Raw genomic sequence first — 19,040 nt, 5'->3', positions numbered from 1 at the left:
ATGACAAGCGAAGTACGCGTCCCAACGTTGGGCGAATCCGTCACCGAAGCCACCGTTGCCACATGGTTCAAGAAACCCGGCGATACCGTCGCGGTGGATGAAATGCTCTGCGAGTTGGAAACCGATAAGGTCACCGTCGAAGTGCCCAGCCCCGTTGCAGGCACCCTTAGCGAAATCGTGGCCCAAGAAGGCGACACCGTGGGCGTCGATGCCCTCCTGGCGAACGTCAGCGAAGGCGACAGCGGCTCTGCCGCCGCGCCCAAAGCCAAAGAAGCCGCAGAAGACCCCGATGCCGCCTCCCAGTCCGACCGAGGCGGCGATGCGCCCAAAGCCATCGACGCAGGCGCCGCCGAAGTCGCCGCCCGCGAAGGCGAAAGCATCGACGTGCAGGTGCCTACTTTGGGCGAGTCCGTGACCGAAGCGACCGTAAGCACTTGGTTCAAAAAGGTCGGCGACAAGGTCGAAGCCGATGAGATGCTCTGCGAGTTGGAGACCGACAAAGTCAGCGTCGAAGTCCCTGCACCCGCCGCTGGTGTCTTGGCCGAAATCTTTGCCGAAGAAGGCAGCACGGTTGAAGCCTCAGCCACGCTGGCCGTTCTGACCACTGGCGCGGGCGCTGCGGCCCCCAAGGGCGAAGACGCGAAATCCGGTGCCGGTGCCGCGCCTGAGACCAAAACCGCCGATGGGAAAGACGTCGAAGACGCGCCTTCCGCCAAAAAGGCGATGGCCGAAGCGGGCATCAGCCGCGATCAGGTCACAGGCTCGGGCCGCGATGGCCGCGTGATGAAGGAAGACGTGGCCAAAGCCGTGGCCGCTGGCACCTCTGCCGCGCCCAAGGCCGAGGCCAAACCCGCCGCACCGCGCCCCGCTTCCGCCCCTGACGATGCGTCGCGCGAAGAGCGCGTCAAGATGACGCGCCTCAAGCAGACCATGGCGCGCCGTTTGAAAGAGGCCCAGAACACCGCCGCGATCCTGACCACCTTCAACGAGGTCGACATGACCGAGGTCATGGCGCTGCGAAACACCTACAAGGCTGATTTCGAAAAGAAACACGGCGTCCGCATGGGCTTCATGTCGTTCTTCACCAAGGCCTGCTGCCACGCGCTGAAGGAAATCCCCGAGGTCAACGCCGAGATCGACGGCACCGACATCATCTACAAGAACTACGTCCACATGGGTGTCGCCGCAGGCACGCCCACGGGCCTTGTGGTGCCGGTGATCAAAGACGCCGACGCAATGTCCTTTGCCGAGATCGAAAAGGCCGTGAACGCCATGGGCAAAAAGGCCCGTGACGGCAAGCTGACCATGGGTGACATGACCGGCGGCACTTTCACCATCTCCAACGGTGGCGTCTACGGCTCGCTGATGACCGCACCTATCCTGAACCCGCCACAGTCCGGCATCCTCGGCATGGCGAAGATCCAAGACCGCCCAATGGCGATCAACGGCGAAGTGGTCATCCGTCCGATGATGTATATCTCGCTCAGCTACGACCACCGGATCATCGATGGCAAGGGCGCGGTGACCTTCCTCGTCCGCGTCAAAGAGATGCTCGAAGATCCGCGCCGTCTGTTGATGGATCTGTGATATGATGGGCGGGGGGCAACCCCCGCCCTATCTACCTGTGGACCCGTGGATTTTCCCACAAAGTGAAAGGACACAGACCATGACCGAAACAACCCTCCTCGCCGCCTATGGCCTTCTGGTCATGCTGACGATCCTGCTGCAAGTGCTGGGCGCCACCCGGCAGTTGTCGATGGGCTACCTGATGTCCTCACGCGATGAGACGCGGACCACCACCGGCATGACCGCCCGTCTGGGCCGCGCGGTCGATAACTCCGTTGTGGCCATGGCGCTTTTTGCGCCTGCCGTGCTGCTGATCGAGATCATGGGCCGCAACAACAGCGCCACGCTGCTGGCCGCGCAGGTCTTCCTGCTCGCACGCATCATCTACGTCATCGTCTACGGCCTTGGCGTGCCGACGATCCGCACGCTGGCATGGCTCGCAGGCTACGCCGCCACCGCCGTTCTCTATTTCCACGCGCTTTGAAAGGCATTCCCATGCAGATGATCTGCCACTTCGACGTTACCGACTTCGCCGCTTGGAAAGACGCCTTTGACGCCGATGCCGAAGCACGGCGCAATGCGGGGCTTTCGGTGCTGCAAATTTGGAAACACGCCGACAGCAACAGCAAGGCTTCCGTCTTGCTTGATGTGAACGACCGTAAGAAGGCCGACGACTGGCTCGCCCGCTCCAACGCGCTGAGCAGCGACGACAAGGGCACCGTGACCGGCTCCACCGCCTATTTCGTGAAATCCGCATGAGCGTTGAGCTGACCGTCCTGACCCTTGCGGCCCTGCTGCAAGGGCTGCAATTCGTGCTCTACGCCGTGCCCGCCAACCGCGAGATCGGCCCCGGCTACACCATGTCGGCCCGCGACCGCGAGCCGAGCCGCAAGCTGTCGGACCGCACTGCCCGTCTGGGCCGCGCGCTGGACAACCACTTCGAGGGGCTGATCCTGTTCGGCATCGCCGTGGGCGTGGTGCAGATGTCGGCGCAGAACACCGCCTTCACTGCCGCCTGCGCTTGGGTCTATCTGATCGCGCGTATCCTCTATGTTCCCGCCTATGCACTCGGCCTGCGCCCGCACCGCTCACTCATTTGGGTCGTGGGCTTTGCCGCAACCATGTTGATGCTGCTGGCGGCCCTTATTTAACCCTTTCCCCAACACCCGCAGGCAGCGGCGCTTGCACCTGAAAACCGCGCCTCCTACCTTGCCTGTAACACCCGACTGCTAAGGAGACCCCCCATGTCGAGCTATGATGTCATCGTGATCGGCTCCGGCCCCGGCGGCTATGTCGCCGCCATCCGTTGCGCGCAACTGGGCCTAAAAACTGCCTGTGTAGAGGGCCGCGAAACGCTCGGCGGCACCTGCCTCAACGTCGGCTGCATCCCCTCCAAGGCGCTGCTGCACGCCACGCATATGCTGCATGAGGCCGAGCATAATTTTGACGAGATGGGCCTCAAAGGCAAAGCACCTTCCGTCGATTGGAAGCAGATGCTGACCTACAAGGACAAGACCATCGAGACCAACACCAAGGGCATCGAATTCCTGTTCAAAAAGAACAAGATCGACTGGCTCAAAGGTTGGGGTTCGATCCCCGAGGCGGGCAAGGTCAAGGTCGGTGATGAGGTCCATGAGGCCAAGAACATCATCATCGCTTCCGGCTCCGAAGCGGCCTCCCTGCCGGGCGTCGAAGTCGACGAGAAAACCGTCGTCACCTCCACCGGTGCGCTGGAGCTGGGCAAGATCCCCAAAAAGATGGTCGTGATCGGCGCGGGCGTCATCGGGCTGGAACTGGGCAGCGTTTACGCGCGTCTGGGGACCGAGATCACCGTCGTTGAATTCCTTGATGCGATCACTCCGGGCATGGACCCCGAGGTGCAGAAAACCTTCCAGCGCATGCTGAAAAAACAAGGCATCAACTTCGTCATGGGCGCCGCCGTGCAGAAGACCGAAGTCGCCAAGGGCAAGGCCAAGGTCAGCTACAAGCTGCGCAAGGACGACAGCGAACATGAGATCGAGGCCGACACCGTGCTCGTCGCCACAGGCCGCAAACCCGTTGTCAAAGGCATGGGACTGGACGATCTTGGCATCAAGATGACCGAGCGCGGCCAGATCGCCGTGAACGAGCATTGGGAAACCTCCGTCAAAGGCGTCTACGCCATCGGTGACGTGATCGAAGGCCCGATGCTGGCGCACAAAGCCGAGGACGAGGGCATGGCCGCAGCCGAGGTGATCGCTGGTAAACATGGCCATGTGAACTACGGCGTGATCCCGGGCGTGATCTACACCCATCCGGAAATCGCCAGCGTCGGCGAGACCGAAGCGACGCTCAAGGAAGCGGGCCGCGAGTACAAAGTCGGAAAGTTCTCCTTCATGGGCAACGCGCGGGCCAAGGCGGTCTTTGCCGGTGACGGTTTCGTCAAGCTGATCGCGGACAAGGAAACCGACCGCATCCTCGGCTGCCACATCATCGGCCCCGGCGCGGGCGATCTGATCCACGAGGTCTGCGTGGCGATGGAGTTCGGCGCCTCGGCGCAGGATCTGGCCATGACCTGCCACGCGCACCCGACCTACTCAGAAGCCGTGCGCGAAGCCGCACTGGCCTGCGGTGACGGGCCGATCCACATGTAAGCGACTGGGGCGGGCCAAAGGTCCGCCCTTTTTCGTTGCGCGTAGGACGCACGCTCAGACAACCCGGTCTTTACGCCCCTGCCCTACAACCCTCTACGTCGCGACATTCACGGAAGACGAGGCCCCTCGGGGTCATGTCGATGCGTAGAGACATGCAGAGTGACGCCTGCTCTTTCCACCTCCCAACGGCGGCGCCGCCACTTTAACGGCTTCCTAGAGAGACAATCTTCGCATCCCGCGTAGCACTGCTACGGCGGCCTACTCGGCGTGCCGAACAAACGCGAAGGGTAGCGCCGGCTCGCGGGGTGGTGCTGAAAGCGTCGTCCCAGGGGGGCGGGTCATGCCGGAGGCGTGCCTTTGGCATGACGCTGCCCAGCGTACCACCGGGCGGGACCTTTTGAAAGGAGATCGCTTAACCGGGCCTACGCCCCTTCAGCCGGCCGCCACCCCGCCTCGCGCAGCAGCGCATCCGAGTGGCTCTCTACTTCCTGCTCCAACCGCGCCATAAAGGCGCGTTTGTCCAACCCCGGCTCAATTGGCGCGAGGAACTCCACCACAGCCAAGCCCGGACGGCGGTACAACCCCCGACGCGGCCAGAAGTGGCCCGCGTTGGTCGCCACCGGCACGCAGACCTGCCCCAGTTGATCGTAAAGCACTGCCGTGCCAACCTTGTAAGGCGCGCTCAGACCCGGTGCGACCCGGGTGCCTTGGGAGTAGATCACGATCTGCCCTGGCTCCACTCGACCGGCGTTCACGTCGGCCATCATCTGCGTAATCGCCTGCCCGCGCTTGCCACGGTTCACGGCGATCATCTGCATCCGCTTGGTGTATTGCCCGATCACCGGGGTCCAGAGCACCTCGCGTTTCATGATAAATTTCGCGCGCGGCAGTGCGTGGAAGATCATGATGATATCAAGGAACGACTGGTGCTTTGCCGCCACCAGAACCTCACCCTCCGGCACCGTGCCACGCACCTCGCAGCGCAGACCGATCAGCCAGCGGGCCGACCACATGGCCCATCCAGCATAGGCCTTACAGGCGGCATAGGCCCCACGTTTTGAGAACATCGCCCATGGGGCGAAGGCCAGCCCGATCACCGGCATGGCCACGGTCACCTGAACGATATAGACGATCGACCGGATCCATTGCAGCAGCTTCATGTCAGTTCCCTCAATGTGCGCCGCGCGGCTGCCCCGGTGGCGGCAAAAGCCACCGCCCCGACCAAGATCGGCACCATAAGCGGCACCGCCCAATGCCAGCCGCGAAAGCCCAAGCCGGTCAAAAAGCCGCCCGCCTCCCCGGCATCGGGCAACAAGATGATGGCCACCATGCCCAGCACCGTGCCCGCCGCCGAACCCAAAAGCGCACGCAGGGTAAAACGGCGGATAAAGGCACGGGCGATATAGTCGTCAGTCGCCCCCACCAAGCGCAGCACCGCGATCACCTGCGCATTGGCGGCCAATGCCGCCTGCGCGGCCAGCGTCACCATGGCCGCCACCGCCGCCCCAATCAGCAGGGTCGAGATCCAGCCAAGCAGCCGCAACCGGCTTGCCGCGGCAACCAGCGGCGCGCGCCAGCGGCTGTGATCGTCCAGCACGGCACCCGGCACTTCGGCAGAGAGACGCAGGCGCAGGCCCACCGGGTCCAGCCCCTCGCCTTCCTCAACCACTTCGATCAAGCGCGGCACCGGCAGGCTCTCCATCGCCAGTTCAGGGCCAAACCATGGGGCAAGCAGTTCTTCCTGTTCGGCATCCGTCAGCGCGCGGGCCGAGGCAACGCCCTTGGTCGTCTGCAACACTTTTAACGCGGCCTCGGTCTGCGCGGCGCGTTGATCCAGCGGTGCCACGATGCGCACCGTCGCCGACTGCGCCAACTCCTGCCCCCAAACCTGCGCCAAGCGGCCCGAAGCGAGCGACAGCGCCAAAGCAAAGACCGCCAAAAACGCCATTGCGCCCGCCGCAAACAAGGTCAGCTGCGCGGTGAACCCCGAGGGCGGCACCACGCGGTCTGCCTGCCTGTCGCCTTTGAAAATCGCGCGCAGGGCGCCGATGTCGAACCGCTTCACAAATCCGCCCCCGCCAATTGAATGCGCCGGTTGGCGATGCGCAGCACCCGGGCCTGCACATGCGCCTTGGTGGCGCGGATCAGGCCAAGATCATGGGTGGCGATCAACACGGTCTTGCCCATGCGGTTCAACTCGATCAACAGGCGAAGCAACCGCTGCGACATCTCCCAATCGATGTTGCCCGTTGGCTCATCCGCCAAGATCACATCCGGCGACATGATCACCGCGCGCGCCAGTGCTGCCCGCTGTCGCTCCCCGCCCGACAGCTCAGGCGGCAGGGCGTCGGCGCGGTTGGTAAGCCCGACCCATGACATCAACTCTTCCAGATCGGTGCCCCCCGCCTCGGCCTGACGGCCAGAGACATTTAGCGGCAGCGCGATATTCTCGGTCAACGGCAGATGGTCGAGGAATTTCACGTCCTGATGCACCACGCCAACCCGGCGACGCATCAGCGCGATGTCGTCGCGGCCCAGCCCGCGCACATCGGTCCCGAAAATCCGCAGATGTCCCGCCGTGGGCAGCAAGGCCCCGTAGCAGAGCTTCATCAAGGTGGTCTTGCCCGCGCCCGAGGGGCCGGTGAGGAAATGAAACGATCCAGGGGCGAGTTTCAGCGTGATGTCGGACAGCAATTCGCCCCCGCCATAGCTGTAGGCCACATTTTCGAGCTCTATCACGCAACCACCTTAAAACACTTCGACCTGTTGTGCCTCAGCACCGGAAAGGATTCAATCACTCAGAACCCCAGCACCCTGCCCAGATATCACTTTTCCTACGTTATTCTAGGACATATGCTGTCCGTTACGATCCGAGAGCACCGAACGAACCCAGGAATGACCATGCGGCTGATCTGCCCTAACTGCGACGCGCAATACGAAGTCCCCGATGAGGTGATGCCGTTGGCAGGGCGTGACGTGCAATGTTCCAACTGTGGGCAGACGTGGTTTCAGCATCATCCCGACAATGCGCCCGAAGAAGGCGACAGTGAATTCGACGACCCGGATTTCGATGACGACGTGATGCATATGAAGCAACGCGCGTCGGATGACACCGGCGAAGAGCAGTCCGCAGCCAATAGCTTGCCTGATCTCCAGCCCTTCGGGGATGAGGATTACGAGGATGAGGGCTTCGAAGACGACGGATTCGAAGAGGGCACATTTGGAGAGGGCAACTTCGAAAAAGACGCTTCTGAAAACGACGCCTTCGAAAACGATGCCATCGCGCCGGAGGAGGAAAACGCGCGCCCGGCCCCCGCCGCCGCGCCCGTCAGACGCTCGCTCGACCCTGCCATCGCGGAGATCCTGCGTCAGGAGGCAGCGGCCGAGCAGGAAGCCCGCCGTCGCCGTCCGTCAGAGCCGTTGGAAAGCCAGCCGGACCTCGGTTTAGACGACGCGCCCCGTCCCGCGCCTAAACAAGCCCCCAGCCCCGACATCGCCGAAGATGACCACGTGACCGAGGACGAAGACGCCCGCCGCGCCCATGAGGCCCGTCTGCGCATGGCCAAAATGCGCGGAGAGCCGGTTCCCGAACGCGAGAATGACGCCTACGGCAGCGCGTCGCGCCGGGATCTACTGCCCGATATCGAAGAGATCAACTCAACCCTGCGCCACGACCGCACGCAGGGCCAGCAGGCGGGGCCAACGCCCACCGCCGCGCTCGACCGCCCTGAAAAACCGGGCAAATCCGGGGGGTTCATGCGGGGCTTTACCATAATGATCGTCTTGGCGGCCATTTTGGCGGCAGTCTATGTCTACGCGCCGCAGATTGCGCAATCCTTGCCGCAGGCCGATCCTTACCTGTCGTCCTATGTCGCATGGATGGACGACGCGCGGATTTGGCTGGACGGGCAGTTGCAGGATCTGCTGGTCTGGCTCGACAATGTGGCGACCCAGTCGCAGGGCTGACCACCGACTAAAACCGATCCAACAGTCTGTTGAGGTAATCCCGTTCAACCTCGGGCCGCTCCGCCTCGCCCGAGCGGCGGCGGATTTCGTCCAGCAAACGCCGCGCGCGGCCCTGATCGTCGGGCCCCTGCGCCATCGGCGCGTCCGAGCTATTGGCCCCATTGCCCCCCTGCTCGCGCCCTAGCGGATCGCGCGCCTCGGCCCGGCGGTCGCCTTCGGCGGTGCCTTGACCTGGCTGGCCCTCGCCCTGTTCTTGTTCCATCGCCTCGCCAAGCGATCGCATCCCTTCGCGCAGGGCTTCCATGGCCTGTGCCTGATTGTCGATCGCCTCGGCCAACTCATCGCGGCGCAGGGCGTCTCCGGCACGGTCCATCGCCTCTCCGGCGCGGTCCAGCGCGCCGCGCGCGGCATCCCCTTCGGGCGTGCCTTGCCCCGGCAGACGCCCTTCTTGACGGCGCAACTCATCGCGCAGCGCTTGCTGACGCCCGGCCAGCCCTTCCTCGGCTCCGTCTTCGCCGGATTGGCCGCCCTGCCCTTGCTGGCCCTCATGGCTCTGACCGCGGCCCTGCCCGCCATTGCGGCCCTCGTTGCCCTCATTCTCACCCGCGCCGGTGCCGGGGTTGAACTGCTCTTGCAGGTCGCGGAAGGCTTGATCGCTCAGCCCCTGTTGCTCGCGCAGGGTTTCCGAGAGCCCCTCCATCGCCTGCTCACCCGGTGAATTGCCGCCCTCGCCGGGCTGGCCTTGGGTGACGCGCATGTTCTCCATCATTTCTTGCAACTGACGCAGCGCCTCTGCAGCCTCGGCCATGCGGCCCTGCTCCATCAACTCCTGAATACGGTCCATCATCCGTTGCAGATCGTCTTGCGTCATCTGCATGGACTCGCCTTGGGGCTGCTGGCCTTCGCCCTCGCCCTCCTGCGCCTGTTGGCGCTGCAGTTGCTCCAGATACTCTTCGGTGGCGCGGCGCAGCTCCTCCATCAGCTCGGCAATCTCTGCCGACGAAGCGCCGTTCTTCATCGCCTCATTCAGCCGATCCTGCGCGCGGCGCATCCGCGCCAGCGCATCGGCCAACACGCCTTCTTCCAATTCAATCGCCAACGCCCAGAGGTCTTCGGCCATCTCGGTCTGGACTTCTTCGTCCAGCCCATAACGCGCCCGGATTTCCAGACGGCGGATCATTTGCTTCAGCCGCAGAACCGTCACATCAGAACGCAGATCTTCCCCCGGCGCATAGGTCACGGCGCGAAGCACCTGCGCGATGCGTGGCGCATTGGCCCGCGACCACAAAAGATCGCGGCGCATCTCGATGACTGCTGCCGCCGCGGGATCAAAAAAGCGCCGCCCCGGCAGGGTCAACTGGCTCACCTCCGTCGCGGCTTGCTGTTCGGCGGCGTCGAGCACGGAAAGCTCTAGAGATACCGGCAGATTGGCCCAAGGGTGTTTCGAGAAATTCTCGATCAAGCTCTCTTCAAACTCGCGTCGATCACCGGTGATCGGCATGGGCAGCGGCACGACGATCTCGGGCCGTGTGTCAGGGTCGATGGTCAACCCATAGCGGCGGTCGACGGAGGCCAGATCAAGGCTGATCCGCGCCTCGCCTGCTTCGACGCCGTAGTCATCCCGCGCGGCAAACGGCAGGCTCATTTCGCCCAAAGCAGTCACCTCGGGCGGGCCTTGTCGCTCGATCTGCGGGGCGGCGTCGGGCAGCATCGTGATCTGCCATGCTCGCGCGCCCGGGCCCTCGATGCTGATCTCGCCGCTTTGGCGCAGGGTGAAATCCTGCGCGGGCCCAGAGGTCGTGCCCCCCTCGCGGCCCGATACGGTTTCTTGCACCGTCAACGCGCCCAACTCTCCGTAAAGGCGCAGGGTGATCAACGTGCCCGCAGGCAGCGACAGCGCCCCGGCCTCAAGGTCGTTCAAATAAAGCGTTGGCTTCCCAGTATGGCGCGGCGGCTCGGCCCACCCCTCCCAAACCGGGCCAGAGGCCAGCGCGCCGCCCGCCCCGCCGGGGGTCAGCTGCGTGACCTCACCCAACCGCCAGACCGAGCCGAAGACCAATGCAACGACGAAAGCCAGCAGCGCCACATAGCGCAGCGCATAGGGATCGGCCTGCGCGACCCGTAGGTCACCCTTGACCGGCTGCGCCTGCGCGGCCCGCGCGGCCATACGTTTCTGATGGGCTTGCCAGACCGCCGCCGAGGCTGTGTCGCCCGCGCCAATCGCCTGATCGTCCAAAAGCGCTCGAATGGGCCGCCCCGGAAGGCTGGCATCCAGCCGCGCCAATGCCTCTGCCTGTGATGGGATGCAAAAGCGCCGCAGCGCGAAAACCAATGTGCCGAGAAACCCAAGGCCCACAGCGGCCAGCACACCCCAAAGCAGATCACCGCCCAGATTGTCCTGCGCGCCCATCATCAGCAGCGCCAGCACCGCCAGTACCAGCGTCAACATTGGCCAAAGCGCCTGTACCAGCGCCTCGGCCCACATCCCCGCCCAAGTCAGCCGCAAGGGCCGCCGCAATGCGCGCAGCCCGTCTGTCTTGTCAGTGGATGTTTCCATGCGTCACGCTCCGGTGGCCCGGCGGCGGGATGCCGTCAGAGCCATTCAGGGATGGTATCGCGGTTTATCATTTCGTCAAAGCTTGGCCGTGGGCGGATAACCGCGAATTGATCGCCATTGACCAGCACCTCGGGGATCAGGGGCCGCGAATTATACTCGCTGCTCATCACCGCGCCGTAAGCCCCGGCCGAGCGGAAGGCCACCAGATCGCCTGAGCCGAGCACCGGCATCATCCGCTGTTTCGCGAAAGTATCACCGGATTCGCAGACCGGGCCAACGATATCGACGGGGCGCGGCTCGGCCCCCGGCGCGGGTTCGTTCAGCGGCACGATGTCATGCCATGCGTCATACATCGCCGGGCGGATCAGATCGTTCATCGCGGCATCAAGGATCAGGAAATCGCGGCCCTCGCCGGATTTGAGGTAGATCACCTCGCTCACCAAGACGCCCGCGTTGCCGGCAATCAAACGGCCCGGCTCAATCTCAATCTCGCATTCCAGATGCCCCAGCGTGCGCTGCACCATCGCGCCGTAATCCGTGGGCAGTGGCGGGGCGGAGTTGGAGCGTTCATAGGGAATGCCCAAGCCGCCGCCAAGATCCAGCCGCCGGATGTTATGCCCATCGGCGCGCAGCACTTCGGTCAGTTCCGCCACCTTGCCATAGGCCTGCTCAAAGGGGGCAAGATCGGTCAATTGGCTGCCGATATGCACGTCGATGCCGATGATCTCCAACCCCGGCAACTTGGCCGCCATGGCATAAACATCGCGGGCGCGGGCGATGGGGATGCCGAACTTGTTCTCGCTCTTGCCGGTGGCGATCTTGGCGTGGGTTTTGGCGTCAACGTCCGGATTCACGCGGATGGTGATCGGGGCCACTTTGCCCAATTCACGCGCCACGACATCCAGCAGGATCATCTCTGGCTCGCTCTCGACGTTGAACTGACGGATACCCCCCGTCAGCGCCAATTCGATCTCTTCCCGGGTCTTACCAACACCGGAAAAGACGATCCTGTCGCCCGGCACGCCTGCCGCCTTGGCCCGGCGGTATTCCCCGCCCGAGACCACATCCATCCCCGCGCCCGCCTGCGCCAGCGTGCGCAAGACGGCTTGGTTGGAATTGGCCTTCATCGCGTAGCAGACCAGATGGTCCATCCCCGACAGCGCGTCGTCAAAAAGGTGGAAATGGCGCAGCAGCGTGGCGGTGGAATAGACATAGACAGGCGTGCCCACGGCGGCGGCAATCTCGGCCAGGCTTACGTCTTCGGCATGCAACACACCGTCTTTATAAAGAAAATGATCCATCTGCGCTTGGCCCCATGTCGTCGCCGCTTATCTGATGGGCGCTGTCCGCAGAAAAAGATAGAGCGGCAGGCCACAGCTCACCCCAATACAGAACGTGGCGGGAATGGCAATCAGGCTGAGGAAATTGCGCCGCACGGCGACCTCGGCAATGATCCAGATGGTCAAAGTGACGGCAGCGATGGTCAGATCCCAAACCAGCCCGCTGCTGGCGGCATTGGCGTGCCATGCGTCCACCATGGCGCTCAGGCTCCAGTCTTCGGCGTTGAACCAAGTGATGAAGTAATACATCGGATGGATCGTGCCCCAGACCGCGAGGGCGAGGTAGAGCATGCGCAACGGTGACATCAGAAGGTCTTTGCCACGCCGACGCTGGCATAGCCCGACAGGCTCATCCCCGGTTCGGCTAGCGGTGTCGGCGCGGCCTGCTGTGGGGCAGGCTGCGGCGGGGTGCAAGCGGCCAAGCCAAGTGTCCCGGCCACCAGCGTAAGCTGCAAGAGCGACCTCACGACCCGACCCCAAGTGCCAGCGAGAACGGCCCGCGCCGCAGACCCACAGCCGTGCCGACCGACACGCCCGACGACGACATGGTGATCGTGCTGCTGGCTGTCGGTTTCACCGGTTCGCCATCCGCGCCGCAGGCGGCAAGGGTCAGCAGAGACAGGATCGCAAGGCCGCATTTCACTTCAGAATTTCCTTCCAGCGCTCGACTTGGGCACGCACCTGCGCAGGGGCGGTGCCGCCATAGGACATGCGCGAGTTTACCGAGTTATCGACGCCAAGCACATCAAAAATATCCTGCGTGATCTCGGCATGGACCGATTGCATCTGCTCCAGCGTAAGGTCCGGCAGATCGCAGCCCTGCTTCTCGGCCATGGCGACCAGCGTGCCGGTCACGTGATGCGCGTCGCGGAAGGGCAGACCCGGCACGCGCACCAGCCAGTCGGCCAGATCGGTGGCGGTGGAGAATCCCGAGCCCGCAGCAGCGGCGAGGTTCTCGCGCTCCGCGGTCATATCGCCGACCATTCCGGTCATCGCGGCCAGCGCCAGCATCAGGTTGTCGGCGGCGTCAAAGACCTGCTCTTTGTCTTCCTGCATGTCCTTGGAATAGGCCAGCGGCAGCCCCTTCATCACCATCATCAGCGCGGTGTTGGCCCCGAAAATGCGGCCCACCTTGGCGCGAATGAGCTCGGCGGCATCGGGGTTCTTCTTCTGCGGCATGATCGAGGAGCCGGTCGAGAAACGATCCGACAGCGCCACGAAACGGAACTGCGCCGAGGACCAGATGACCAGCTCTTCGGCAAAGCGCGACAGGTGCATGGCGCAGATGCTGGCCGCGCCCATGAATTCCAGCGCGAAGTCGCGGTCGCTGACGGCGTCGAGGGAGTTCGCGGCGGGGCGGTCAAAGCCGAGCGCTTCGGCTGTCATGTCCCGGTCAATCGGGAATGACGTGCCAGCCAGTGCGGCGGCGCCCAGCGGGCATTCGTTCATCCGTTTGCGCGCATCGCGAAAGCGCGACAGGTCGCGGCCAAACATCTCAACATAGGCCATCATGTGATGGCCCCATGTGACGGGTTGTGCGGTTTGCAAATGGGTGAAACCGGGCATAACCCAATCCGCGCCCGCCTCGGCCTGAGACAAAAGCGCGCGGATGAGCGCTTGCAGACCCTCATCAGCAGCGTCCAATTGATCGCGCACCCAGAGTTTAAAATCGGTCGCGACTTGGTCGTTCCGGCTGCGGCCCGTGTGCAAGCGGCCTGCGGGCTCACCGATCAGGTCTTTCAACCGCGCCTCGACGTTCATGTGGATGTCTTCGAGCGCTGCCGAGAACTCAAACCGGCCCTCTTCGATCTCTGACAAGATCGTGAGAAGCCCTTCCCGTATCGCGTCAGCGTCGTTATCAGTCAGGATGCCCGTGGCTGCCAACATGGCGGCATGGGCACGCGACCCACTGATGTCTTGCGCGGCCATCCGTTTGTCGAACCCGATCGAGGCGTTGATCGCCTCCATGATCGCGTCCGGTCCGGCGGCGAAACGGCCACCCCACATTTTGTTCGAGGTCGTGTCGGTCATGTTGAATACCCTTGGAGGGACGTATGAAAAATCTCGTGCTCGGCTTCGTTTATACGCTGCTTGTCGCAGGTGCAAACCCCGCCCTTGCCGGAACGGCTGACATCGCGGGGCTGCGCGACGGGGACATGAAGAAACTCGTGATCCATGACGCGCCGCAAGCGGCTTCTGACGTGACCTTTGAGCGTGAGGACGATGGCGAAGCGATGTCGCTGGCGGATTACGAAGGCAAGGTCGTGTTGGTGAACTTCTGGGCCACATGGTGCGCGCCCTGCCGCAAGGAAATGCCGCAGTTGAACGCGCTGCAAAAGGAATTCGGAGGCGATGATTTTCAGGTGCTGACCATCGCCACGGGGCGCAACTCTGAAGAAGGGATCAAACGGTTCTTCGAGGAAGCCGGCGTCGACAGCCTGCCCCGTCACCAAGACCCCAAGCAAAAGCTCGCCAGTCAGATGGGCGTGTTCGGCCTGCCGATCAGCGTATTGCTAGACCGTGAAGGGCGTGAGATTGCCCGGTTGCAGGGCGATGCGGAATGGGACTCTGAGAGCGCGCGGGCGATTATCGCAGCGCTGATTAAAGAAGACGCCGAAAGCTAAAGCCCTCACGTAGGTTGGGCGTCCGGGCCCGGCCCTTACGCCACATGCCGCAAGATCGCCGCCTCAGACGTGCTGAGATTGCGACGTGCGAAGCCACCGTAGCTGCGCGGATCAGCCGCCAACTGCGGATGCGCTGCAAGCAGACGCGCCCGGTCCTGCGCGCCAAGACTGGTGAGCGGGGCCGAGGCGGGATGAAAGCTCTCGGTCTCGACCCCATTGGCCCACATCACCTGATGCTCGGCCAACAGCACATGGATATAGGTCACTTCGCGCAGGGACATATCGCTGGCCACGTTGCGCCCGTTAATCAGGTCTTTGGCCGCGACCAACACCTCATCACAGTTGAATAGATCACGGGCCTGCGGGCCTTGCAGCACGATCCGGTGATCGGGCGAGACCAGCAGCGGAGCGTCGGGCCGCGCGATCCCCAAAGCGCCGGGGCGGAACCGCACGGGGCGCAGATGCGGCATGGCATGCAGCCGCGCGCCGCTCATCCGGCGGCTGCCGATCCACTCCAGCGGCTGCGCGCCGTTGTCTTTGGTCTGGATCAGATCGCCCTCGCGCAGATCTTCGATCAGGGCGCTGCCCATGGGCGTGCGAATGCGGGTGCCGGGGGTAAAGCAGATGACACCGCCGTTGTCGGTTTCTAGGTGCCTATCGCGCTGCGGCTTGAGCGTGCTGTGCATCACCCACAGTTCGCAATCCCGCGGTGGCAATTCATCGACAAACATCAATAGCGGGGTGCGACCTTGGCCTGCGTCGATCAGCGTGACCGTGTAGGTCCGCGCGCCGTTGGTGACCATGAAACTGTTGTCGAGCGGTGGGGCGGTATGGTCTCTACGCTGGGGTTTGGAAGGCATCACGCCGCCCTCCTCCAGCGCCGCGCCGATCAGGCGCTGCACCTTGCGGGCCGCGCGTTTGCGCAGCTGTTCTGCCCCGTCCGCCATATCCAGCCGCAATACATCATTCGGCCCATCCACACGGAGGGTGTCCCCGCGCCACGCCCAGGCAGAGCCCAGTTCGAGCGACTGCACCGGTGCGGCCTCCAGACCGTCGATCTCTGTTTGCGACCAGCTGATGACAAACGTGCCTCGAAAGCCCGTTTTCATTACTGCTCTGCCTGCCTCGTGTTTTTATTGACGCCAGCCTAACAAAGCCGCTGCCCTCGCGGAAGATGGCATGAATGTGGCATTTCAATCTGTTGCAAATTGATCTTCATGCGTCACACGGACAAAGACACGCCGAACGCTTGTAAATCGCCAGCGTCTTGGTAACGTTATTCAGGTCAAACAGCCGGAGGCACCGCATGTCGGAAGAAGTACCCCCCACCCCGTCGCGCCGGATCGTCTCTTCGCGGCATTTGGCCGAGGGCGACGGCTGGGAGGCCTCGGAACTCGAATACGGGATGATCATCGCCTATAACGCCTTCACGCGCTGGATGTCGCGCTGCATGGCGGCGGCGGGCAATGGGGATTTGACGCCTTTGGAAATCCTCGTGCTGCATAACGCCAACCACCGGGGCCGGGAAAAGCGGCTGACGGATATCTGTTTTCTGCTGAACATCGAAGACACGCATACGGTGAACTATGCGCTGCGCAAACTGGTGAAAGCGGAACTGCTGAGTGCCGAAAAACGCGGTAAGGAGGTGTTCTATCGCACCTCCCCCGCCGGGGCCGAGCTGTGTGAGGCCTATCGCGCAATCCGTCAGGCGTGCTTTCTCGACGGGTTGCCGCGCACCGATATCTCGGGCGAGGAGCTGCGCAAGATCGCGGCGCAGCTTCGGGCGATGTCAGGGCAATATGACCAAGCGAGCCGGGCTGCGGCATCGCTGTAGAGCATGGGCGCGAGGACTGCCCCCCCGCGCCAGCTAAAGCTTAGATCAATGCGGCAATGGCACGCGCGGTGTCGTTCATGCGGTTCGAAAAACCCCATTCATTGTCATACCAGCTGACCACACGGATCATGCCGCCATCGGTCACCCGCGTCTGATCAGGCGCGAGGGTCGAGGAATGCGGATCGTGGTTGAAATCGGCCGACACCAGCGGCGCGGGCTCATAGGCCAGCACGCCCTTAAGCGCACCGTTGGCAGCCTCTTGCATCGCCGCGTTCACCGCCTCTGCCAGGGCGGGTTTCTTGGGCATGACGCACAGATCAACGAGCGAGACATTCGCCGTCGGCACCCGCACGGCAGAGCCTTCAAGAACCCCTTTAAGATGCGGGATTACCTCGGAAATCGCGGCAGCGGCACCGGTGGACGTTGGCACCATCGACAGGGCGGCGGCGCGGCCCCGATAGGGGTCGCGGTGCGGGCTGTCATGGGTCGGCTGGTCGCCGGTATAGGCATGGATCGTGGTCATATAGCCAGTCTCGATCCCGAAGGTATCATCGAGGACTTTGGCCACCGGGGCGAGGCAGTTGGTGGTGCAGGAGGCGTTGGACACGATCACGTCTTCGGCGGTCAACTCTTGGTGGTTCACGCCGTAAACCACGGTGCGATCCACGCCCTTGCCCGGGGCCGAGATCAGCACCCGCTTGCTGCCGTTTTCCAAATGCTTCGCCGCCGCATCGCGCGTGGTGAAGAACCCGGTGCACTCATAGGCGACATCGACATCGCCCCACGGCAGTTTCGCCGGATCACGCTCTGCCGTCATGCGAATGGTCTGACCCGCCACATGCAGATTGCCGTCTTTCAACTCGGCATCCACGGTCAGGCGGCCATGGACGGAGTCGTATTTCAGCAGGTGCAGCAGGTTCTCGGCATCGGTCAGATCGTTGATGGCAACGACTTCGATCCCGTCAAAGCCGTTCTCGATCAGCGCGCGCAGCACGCAGCGGCCAATGCGGCCGAAGCCGTTGATGGCGATTTTTGTGGTCATGGTGAATCCTCCGGTGGCCCAGTTTCGGGCAGATTGGCGCGGTTAGCGCTAACATAACAGCAGGTGCAGAGGAGTTCAATCGGCCATAGAAACGAAAACGGCGCCCGCTGGGGGGCGCCGTCCTAGGTGTCGGTAAACGCTAGGTTTATGAATGTGCGCTATGGCGGCGGCGCACGCTGTCGGGCCGCCCGGGCAGGTTCAGCCGCGCGTCGTTGCGCGCCTGTTGTGAGATGACGCGGCCCTTGGCCACCACGCAAAGCCGGTTAGGCCGCAGGCGCAGCGCCTCAATCGGGTTGCCCGCGTCAAGCACCACCAGCGAGGCGGTCGCGCCGACCTTGAGGCCGTAATCCTGCAAGCCCAAAATCCGCGCGTTCACATTCGTCACCATGTCAAAGCAGCGGCGCATTTCCTCCGGCGAGGTCATCTGCGCCACATGCAGCCCCATGAAGGCCACGTCGAGCATGTCGCCCGTGCCCATGGAATACCACGGGTCCATCACGCAGTCCTGCCCCCAGCCGACGTCAATGCCCATGGCCTGCATCTCCTTCACCCGCGTGAGGCCGCGGCGTTTCGGGTAGGTGTCGTGGCGGCCTTGCAGGGTGATATTGATCAGCGGATTGGGGATCGCGGCGACCTCCGCCTCGGCCATCAGCGGCAACAGTTTCGAGACATAGTAGTTGTCCATCGAATGCATCGAGGTCAGATGCGAGCCAGCGACCCTGCCCTGCAGCCCGAGGCGTTGGGTCTCATAGGCCAGCGTCTCGATGTGGCGCGAATGGGGGTCGTCGGTCTCGTCGCAATGGAGATCGACCATGAGACCGCGTTCGGCAGCAAGTTCGCAGAGTGCGGTGACGGAGCGGGCGCCATCGGCCATAGTGCGTTCGAAATGCGGGATGCCGCCCACCACGTCGACCCCCATGTCGAGGGCACGGAGGGTGTTTTCGTGCGCCGTGGGGTCGCGGAAGAGACCGTCTTGGGGGAAGGCGACGAGTTGCAGGTCGATGTAGTCTTTGACCGTTTCGCGCACGTCGAGCAGGGCTTCGACGCCCAGAAGCCGGTCGTCGCAGGTGTCGACATGGCTGCGGATCGCCAGAAGGCCTAGCGAGGCGGCCCAGTCGCAGTATTCCAGCGCTCGGGCTTTGACCTCGTCTTGGGTCATGACCTCTTTGAGTTCGCCCCAGAGGCCGATGCCTTCGAGCAGGGTTCCCGAAGCGTTGATCCGCGGGGTGCCGTAGCTGAGCGTGGCATCCATGTGGAAATGCGGGTCGACGAAGGGTGGGCTGACGAGGTCTCCGCTGGCGTCGATAGTTTCGCGCGCTTCAGCGGTAGAGAGGTCTTCGATGGCGGTGATTTTGTCGGCCTTGATGCCGATGTCGGTGCTGCGGCCATCGGGGAGCGTGCCGCCTTTGATGATGAGGTCGAACATGGGGTTACTCGTGTGTTTAATTTGGCCCGGCGAAGGGCGTGGTGGGAAGCGT

20 protein-coding genes are annotated in these 19,040 nt (G+C 63.4%); 8 read left to right on the top strand and 12 right to left on the bottom strand.

Annotation, left to right across the window (positions count from 1 at the left end; translation table 11 throughout):
- The 5 genes from odhB to lpdA all read left to right on the top strand — a co-directional run bounded on the left by odhB (position 1) and on the right by lpdA (position 4,199).
- Positions 1-1,587 carry a 2-oxoglutarate dehydrogenase complex dihydrolipoyllysine-residue succinyltransferase gene (gene odhB, locus O4H31_RS05830; RefSeq protein WP_269343712.1) on the top strand — a complete coding sequence of 529 codons (1,587 nt, stop codon included), beginning with the start codon at positions 1-3 and terminating at the stop codon, positions 1,585-1,587.
- Between the two features lie 79 nt (positions 1,588-1,666).
- Positions 1,667-2,050 carry an MAPEG family protein gene (locus O4H31_RS05825; RefSeq protein WP_269343710.1) on the top strand — a complete coding sequence of 128 codons (384 nt, stop codon included), beginning with the start codon at positions 1,667-1,669 and terminating at the stop codon, positions 2,048-2,050.
- Positions 2,051-2,061: 11 nt separating this feature from the next.
- Positions 2,062-2,325, top strand: a complete 264-nt coding sequence (locus tag O4H31_RS05820) for a hypothetical protein (protein WP_269343708.1) — start codon at positions 2,062-2,064, stop codon at positions 2,323-2,325.
- Complete coding sequence (locus tag O4H31_RS05815; protein WP_269343706.1) at positions 2,322-2,717, top strand: MAPEG family protein; 396 nt, start codon at positions 2,322-2,324, stop codon at positions 2,715-2,717. The genes O4H31_RS05820 and O4H31_RS05815 overlap by 4 nt, the downstream gene beginning before the upstream one ends.
- A 93-nt stretch (positions 2,718-2,810) precedes the next feature.
- Positions 2,811-4,199, top strand: a complete 1,389-nt coding sequence (lpdA, locus tag O4H31_RS05810; RefSeq protein WP_269343704.1) for a dihydrolipoyl dehydrogenase — start codon at positions 2,811-2,813, stop codon at positions 4,197-4,199.
- A 422-nt stretch (positions 4,200-4,621) separates the two neighbouring features.
- Here the strand turns inward: lpdA and O4H31_RS05805 are convergent, their stop codons facing one another.
- The 3 genes from O4H31_RS05805 to O4H31_RS05795 are packed head-to-tail and all read right to left on the bottom strand — an operon-like array spanning position 4,622 to position 6,938.
- A complete protein-coding gene (locus O4H31_RS05805) occupies positions 4,622-5,359 on the bottom strand; it encodes a lysophospholipid acyltransferase family protein (protein WP_269343702.1) in 738 nt (245 codons plus the stop codon).
- The gene (locus tag O4H31_RS05800) at positions 5,356-6,264 is read right to left on the bottom strand and encodes a cell division protein FtsX (protein WP_269343700.1); all 909 of its coding nucleotides are present in this window, start codon (positions 6,262-6,264) and stop codon (positions 5,356-5,358) included. Before O4H31_RS05800 ends, O4H31_RS05805 begins: the two co-directional genes overlap by 4 nt.
- Positions 6,261-6,938, bottom strand: a complete 678-nt coding sequence (locus tag O4H31_RS05795) for a cell division ATP-binding protein FtsE (RefSeq protein ID WP_067942215.1) — start codon at positions 6,936-6,938, stop codon at positions 6,261-6,263. The genes O4H31_RS05800 and O4H31_RS05795 overlap by 4 nt, the downstream gene beginning before the upstream one ends.
- 162 nt (positions 6,939-7,100) lie before the next feature.
- Between O4H31_RS05795 and O4H31_RS05790 the strand changes: the two genes are divergently transcribed.
- The gene (locus tag O4H31_RS05790) at positions 7,101-8,165 is read left to right on the top strand and encodes a zinc-ribbon domain-containing protein (protein WP_269343697.1); all 1,065 of its coding nucleotides are present in this window, start codon (positions 7,101-7,103) and stop codon (positions 8,163-8,165) included.
- Between the two features lie 7 nt (positions 8,166-8,172).
- On the opposite strand, the gene O4H31_RS05785 is transcribed toward O4H31_RS05790, so the two are convergent.
- Genes O4H31_RS05785 through argH form a run of 6 tightly spaced genes read right to left on the bottom strand, consistent with a single transcriptional unit; the run spans position 8,173 to position 14,093 of the window.
- Positions 8,173-10,722: a DUF4175 domain-containing protein gene (locus O4H31_RS05785; RefSeq protein WP_269343694.1), complete on the bottom strand. Its 2,550-nt coding sequence runs from the start codon at positions 10,720-10,722 to the stop codon at positions 8,173-8,175.
- Positions 10,723-10,757: 35 nt separating this feature from the next.
- Positions 10,758-12,023, bottom strand: a complete 1,266-nt coding sequence (lysA, locus tag O4H31_RS05780; protein WP_269343692.1) for a diaminopimelate decarboxylase — start codon at positions 12,021-12,023, stop codon at positions 10,758-10,760.
- Positions 12,024-12,050: 27 nt separating this feature from the next.
- Entirely contained in the window at positions 12,051-12,368 is a 318-nt protein-coding gene (locus tag O4H31_RS05775; protein WP_269343690.1) for a DUF2834 domain-containing protein, read from the bottom strand.
- Positions 12,368-12,529, bottom strand: coding sequence for a hypothetical protein (locus O4H31_RS05770; protein ID WP_269343689.1), 162 nt, complete (start codon positions 12,527-12,529; stop codon positions 12,368-12,370). The genes O4H31_RS05775 and O4H31_RS05770 overlap by 1 nt, the downstream gene beginning before the upstream one ends.
- The gene (locus O4H31_RS05765; RefSeq protein ID WP_269343687.1) at positions 12,526-12,705 is read right to left on the bottom strand and encodes a hypothetical protein; all 180 of its coding nucleotides are present in this window, start codon (positions 12,703-12,705) and stop codon (positions 12,526-12,528) included. The genes O4H31_RS05770 and O4H31_RS05765 overlap by 4 nt, the downstream gene beginning before the upstream one ends.
- On the bottom strand, positions 12,702-14,093 hold the full coding sequence (gene argH / locus O4H31_RS05760; RefSeq protein ID WP_269343685.1) for an argininosuccinate lyase: 1,392 nt from the start codon (positions 14,091-14,093) through the stop codon (positions 12,702-12,704). The genes O4H31_RS05765 and argH overlap by 4 nt, the downstream gene beginning before the upstream one ends.
- A 23-nt stretch (positions 14,094-14,116) precedes the next feature.
- Between argH and O4H31_RS05755 the strand changes: the two genes are divergently transcribed.
- Positions 14,117-14,686 (top strand): TlpA family protein disulfide reductase, encoded by a 570-nt coding sequence (locus O4H31_RS05755; protein WP_259948008.1) that lies wholly within the window; start codon positions 14,117-14,119, stop codon positions 14,684-14,686.
- Positions 14,687-14,721: 35 nt separating this feature from the next.
- Here the strand turns inward: O4H31_RS05755 and O4H31_RS05750 are convergent, their stop codons facing one another.
- Positions 14,722-15,795: a Hint domain-containing protein gene (locus tag O4H31_RS05750; protein ID WP_269343682.1), complete on the bottom strand. Its 1,074-nt coding sequence runs from the start codon at positions 15,793-15,795 to the stop codon at positions 14,722-14,724.
- Between the two features lie 197 nt (positions 15,796-15,992).
- Here O4H31_RS05750 and O4H31_RS05745 point away from each other — a divergent pair, with 197 nt between their 5' ends.
- Positions 15,993-16,520, top strand: a complete 528-nt coding sequence (locus O4H31_RS05745; protein ID WP_067262160.1) for a winged helix DNA-binding protein — start codon at positions 15,993-15,995, stop codon at positions 16,518-16,520.
- Between the two features lie 40 nt (positions 16,521-16,560).
- Here the strand turns inward: O4H31_RS05745 and gap are convergent, their stop codons facing one another.
- The gene (gap, locus tag O4H31_RS05740) at positions 16,561-17,562 is read right to left on the bottom strand and encodes a type I glyceraldehyde-3-phosphate dehydrogenase (RefSeq protein ID WP_269343680.1); all 1,002 of its coding nucleotides are present in this window, start codon (positions 17,560-17,562) and stop codon (positions 16,561-16,563) included.
- Between the two features lie 145 nt (positions 17,563-17,707).
- On the bottom strand, positions 17,708-18,988 hold the full coding sequence (locus tag O4H31_RS05735) for an amidohydrolase family protein (protein ID WP_269343679.1): 1,281 nt from the start codon (positions 18,986-18,988) through the stop codon (positions 17,708-17,710).
- Positions 18,989-19,040 lie beyond the last annotated feature (52 nt).

This window comes from Sulfitobacter dubius (genome assembly GCF_027214245.1).
In the GTDB taxonomy this organism is placed as follows: Bacteria; Pseudomonadota; Alphaproteobacteria; order Rhodobacterales; family Rhodobacteraceae; genus Sulfitobacter; species Sulfitobacter dubius_A.
This window is presented reverse-complemented; position numbering and strand designations above follow the sequence as displayed.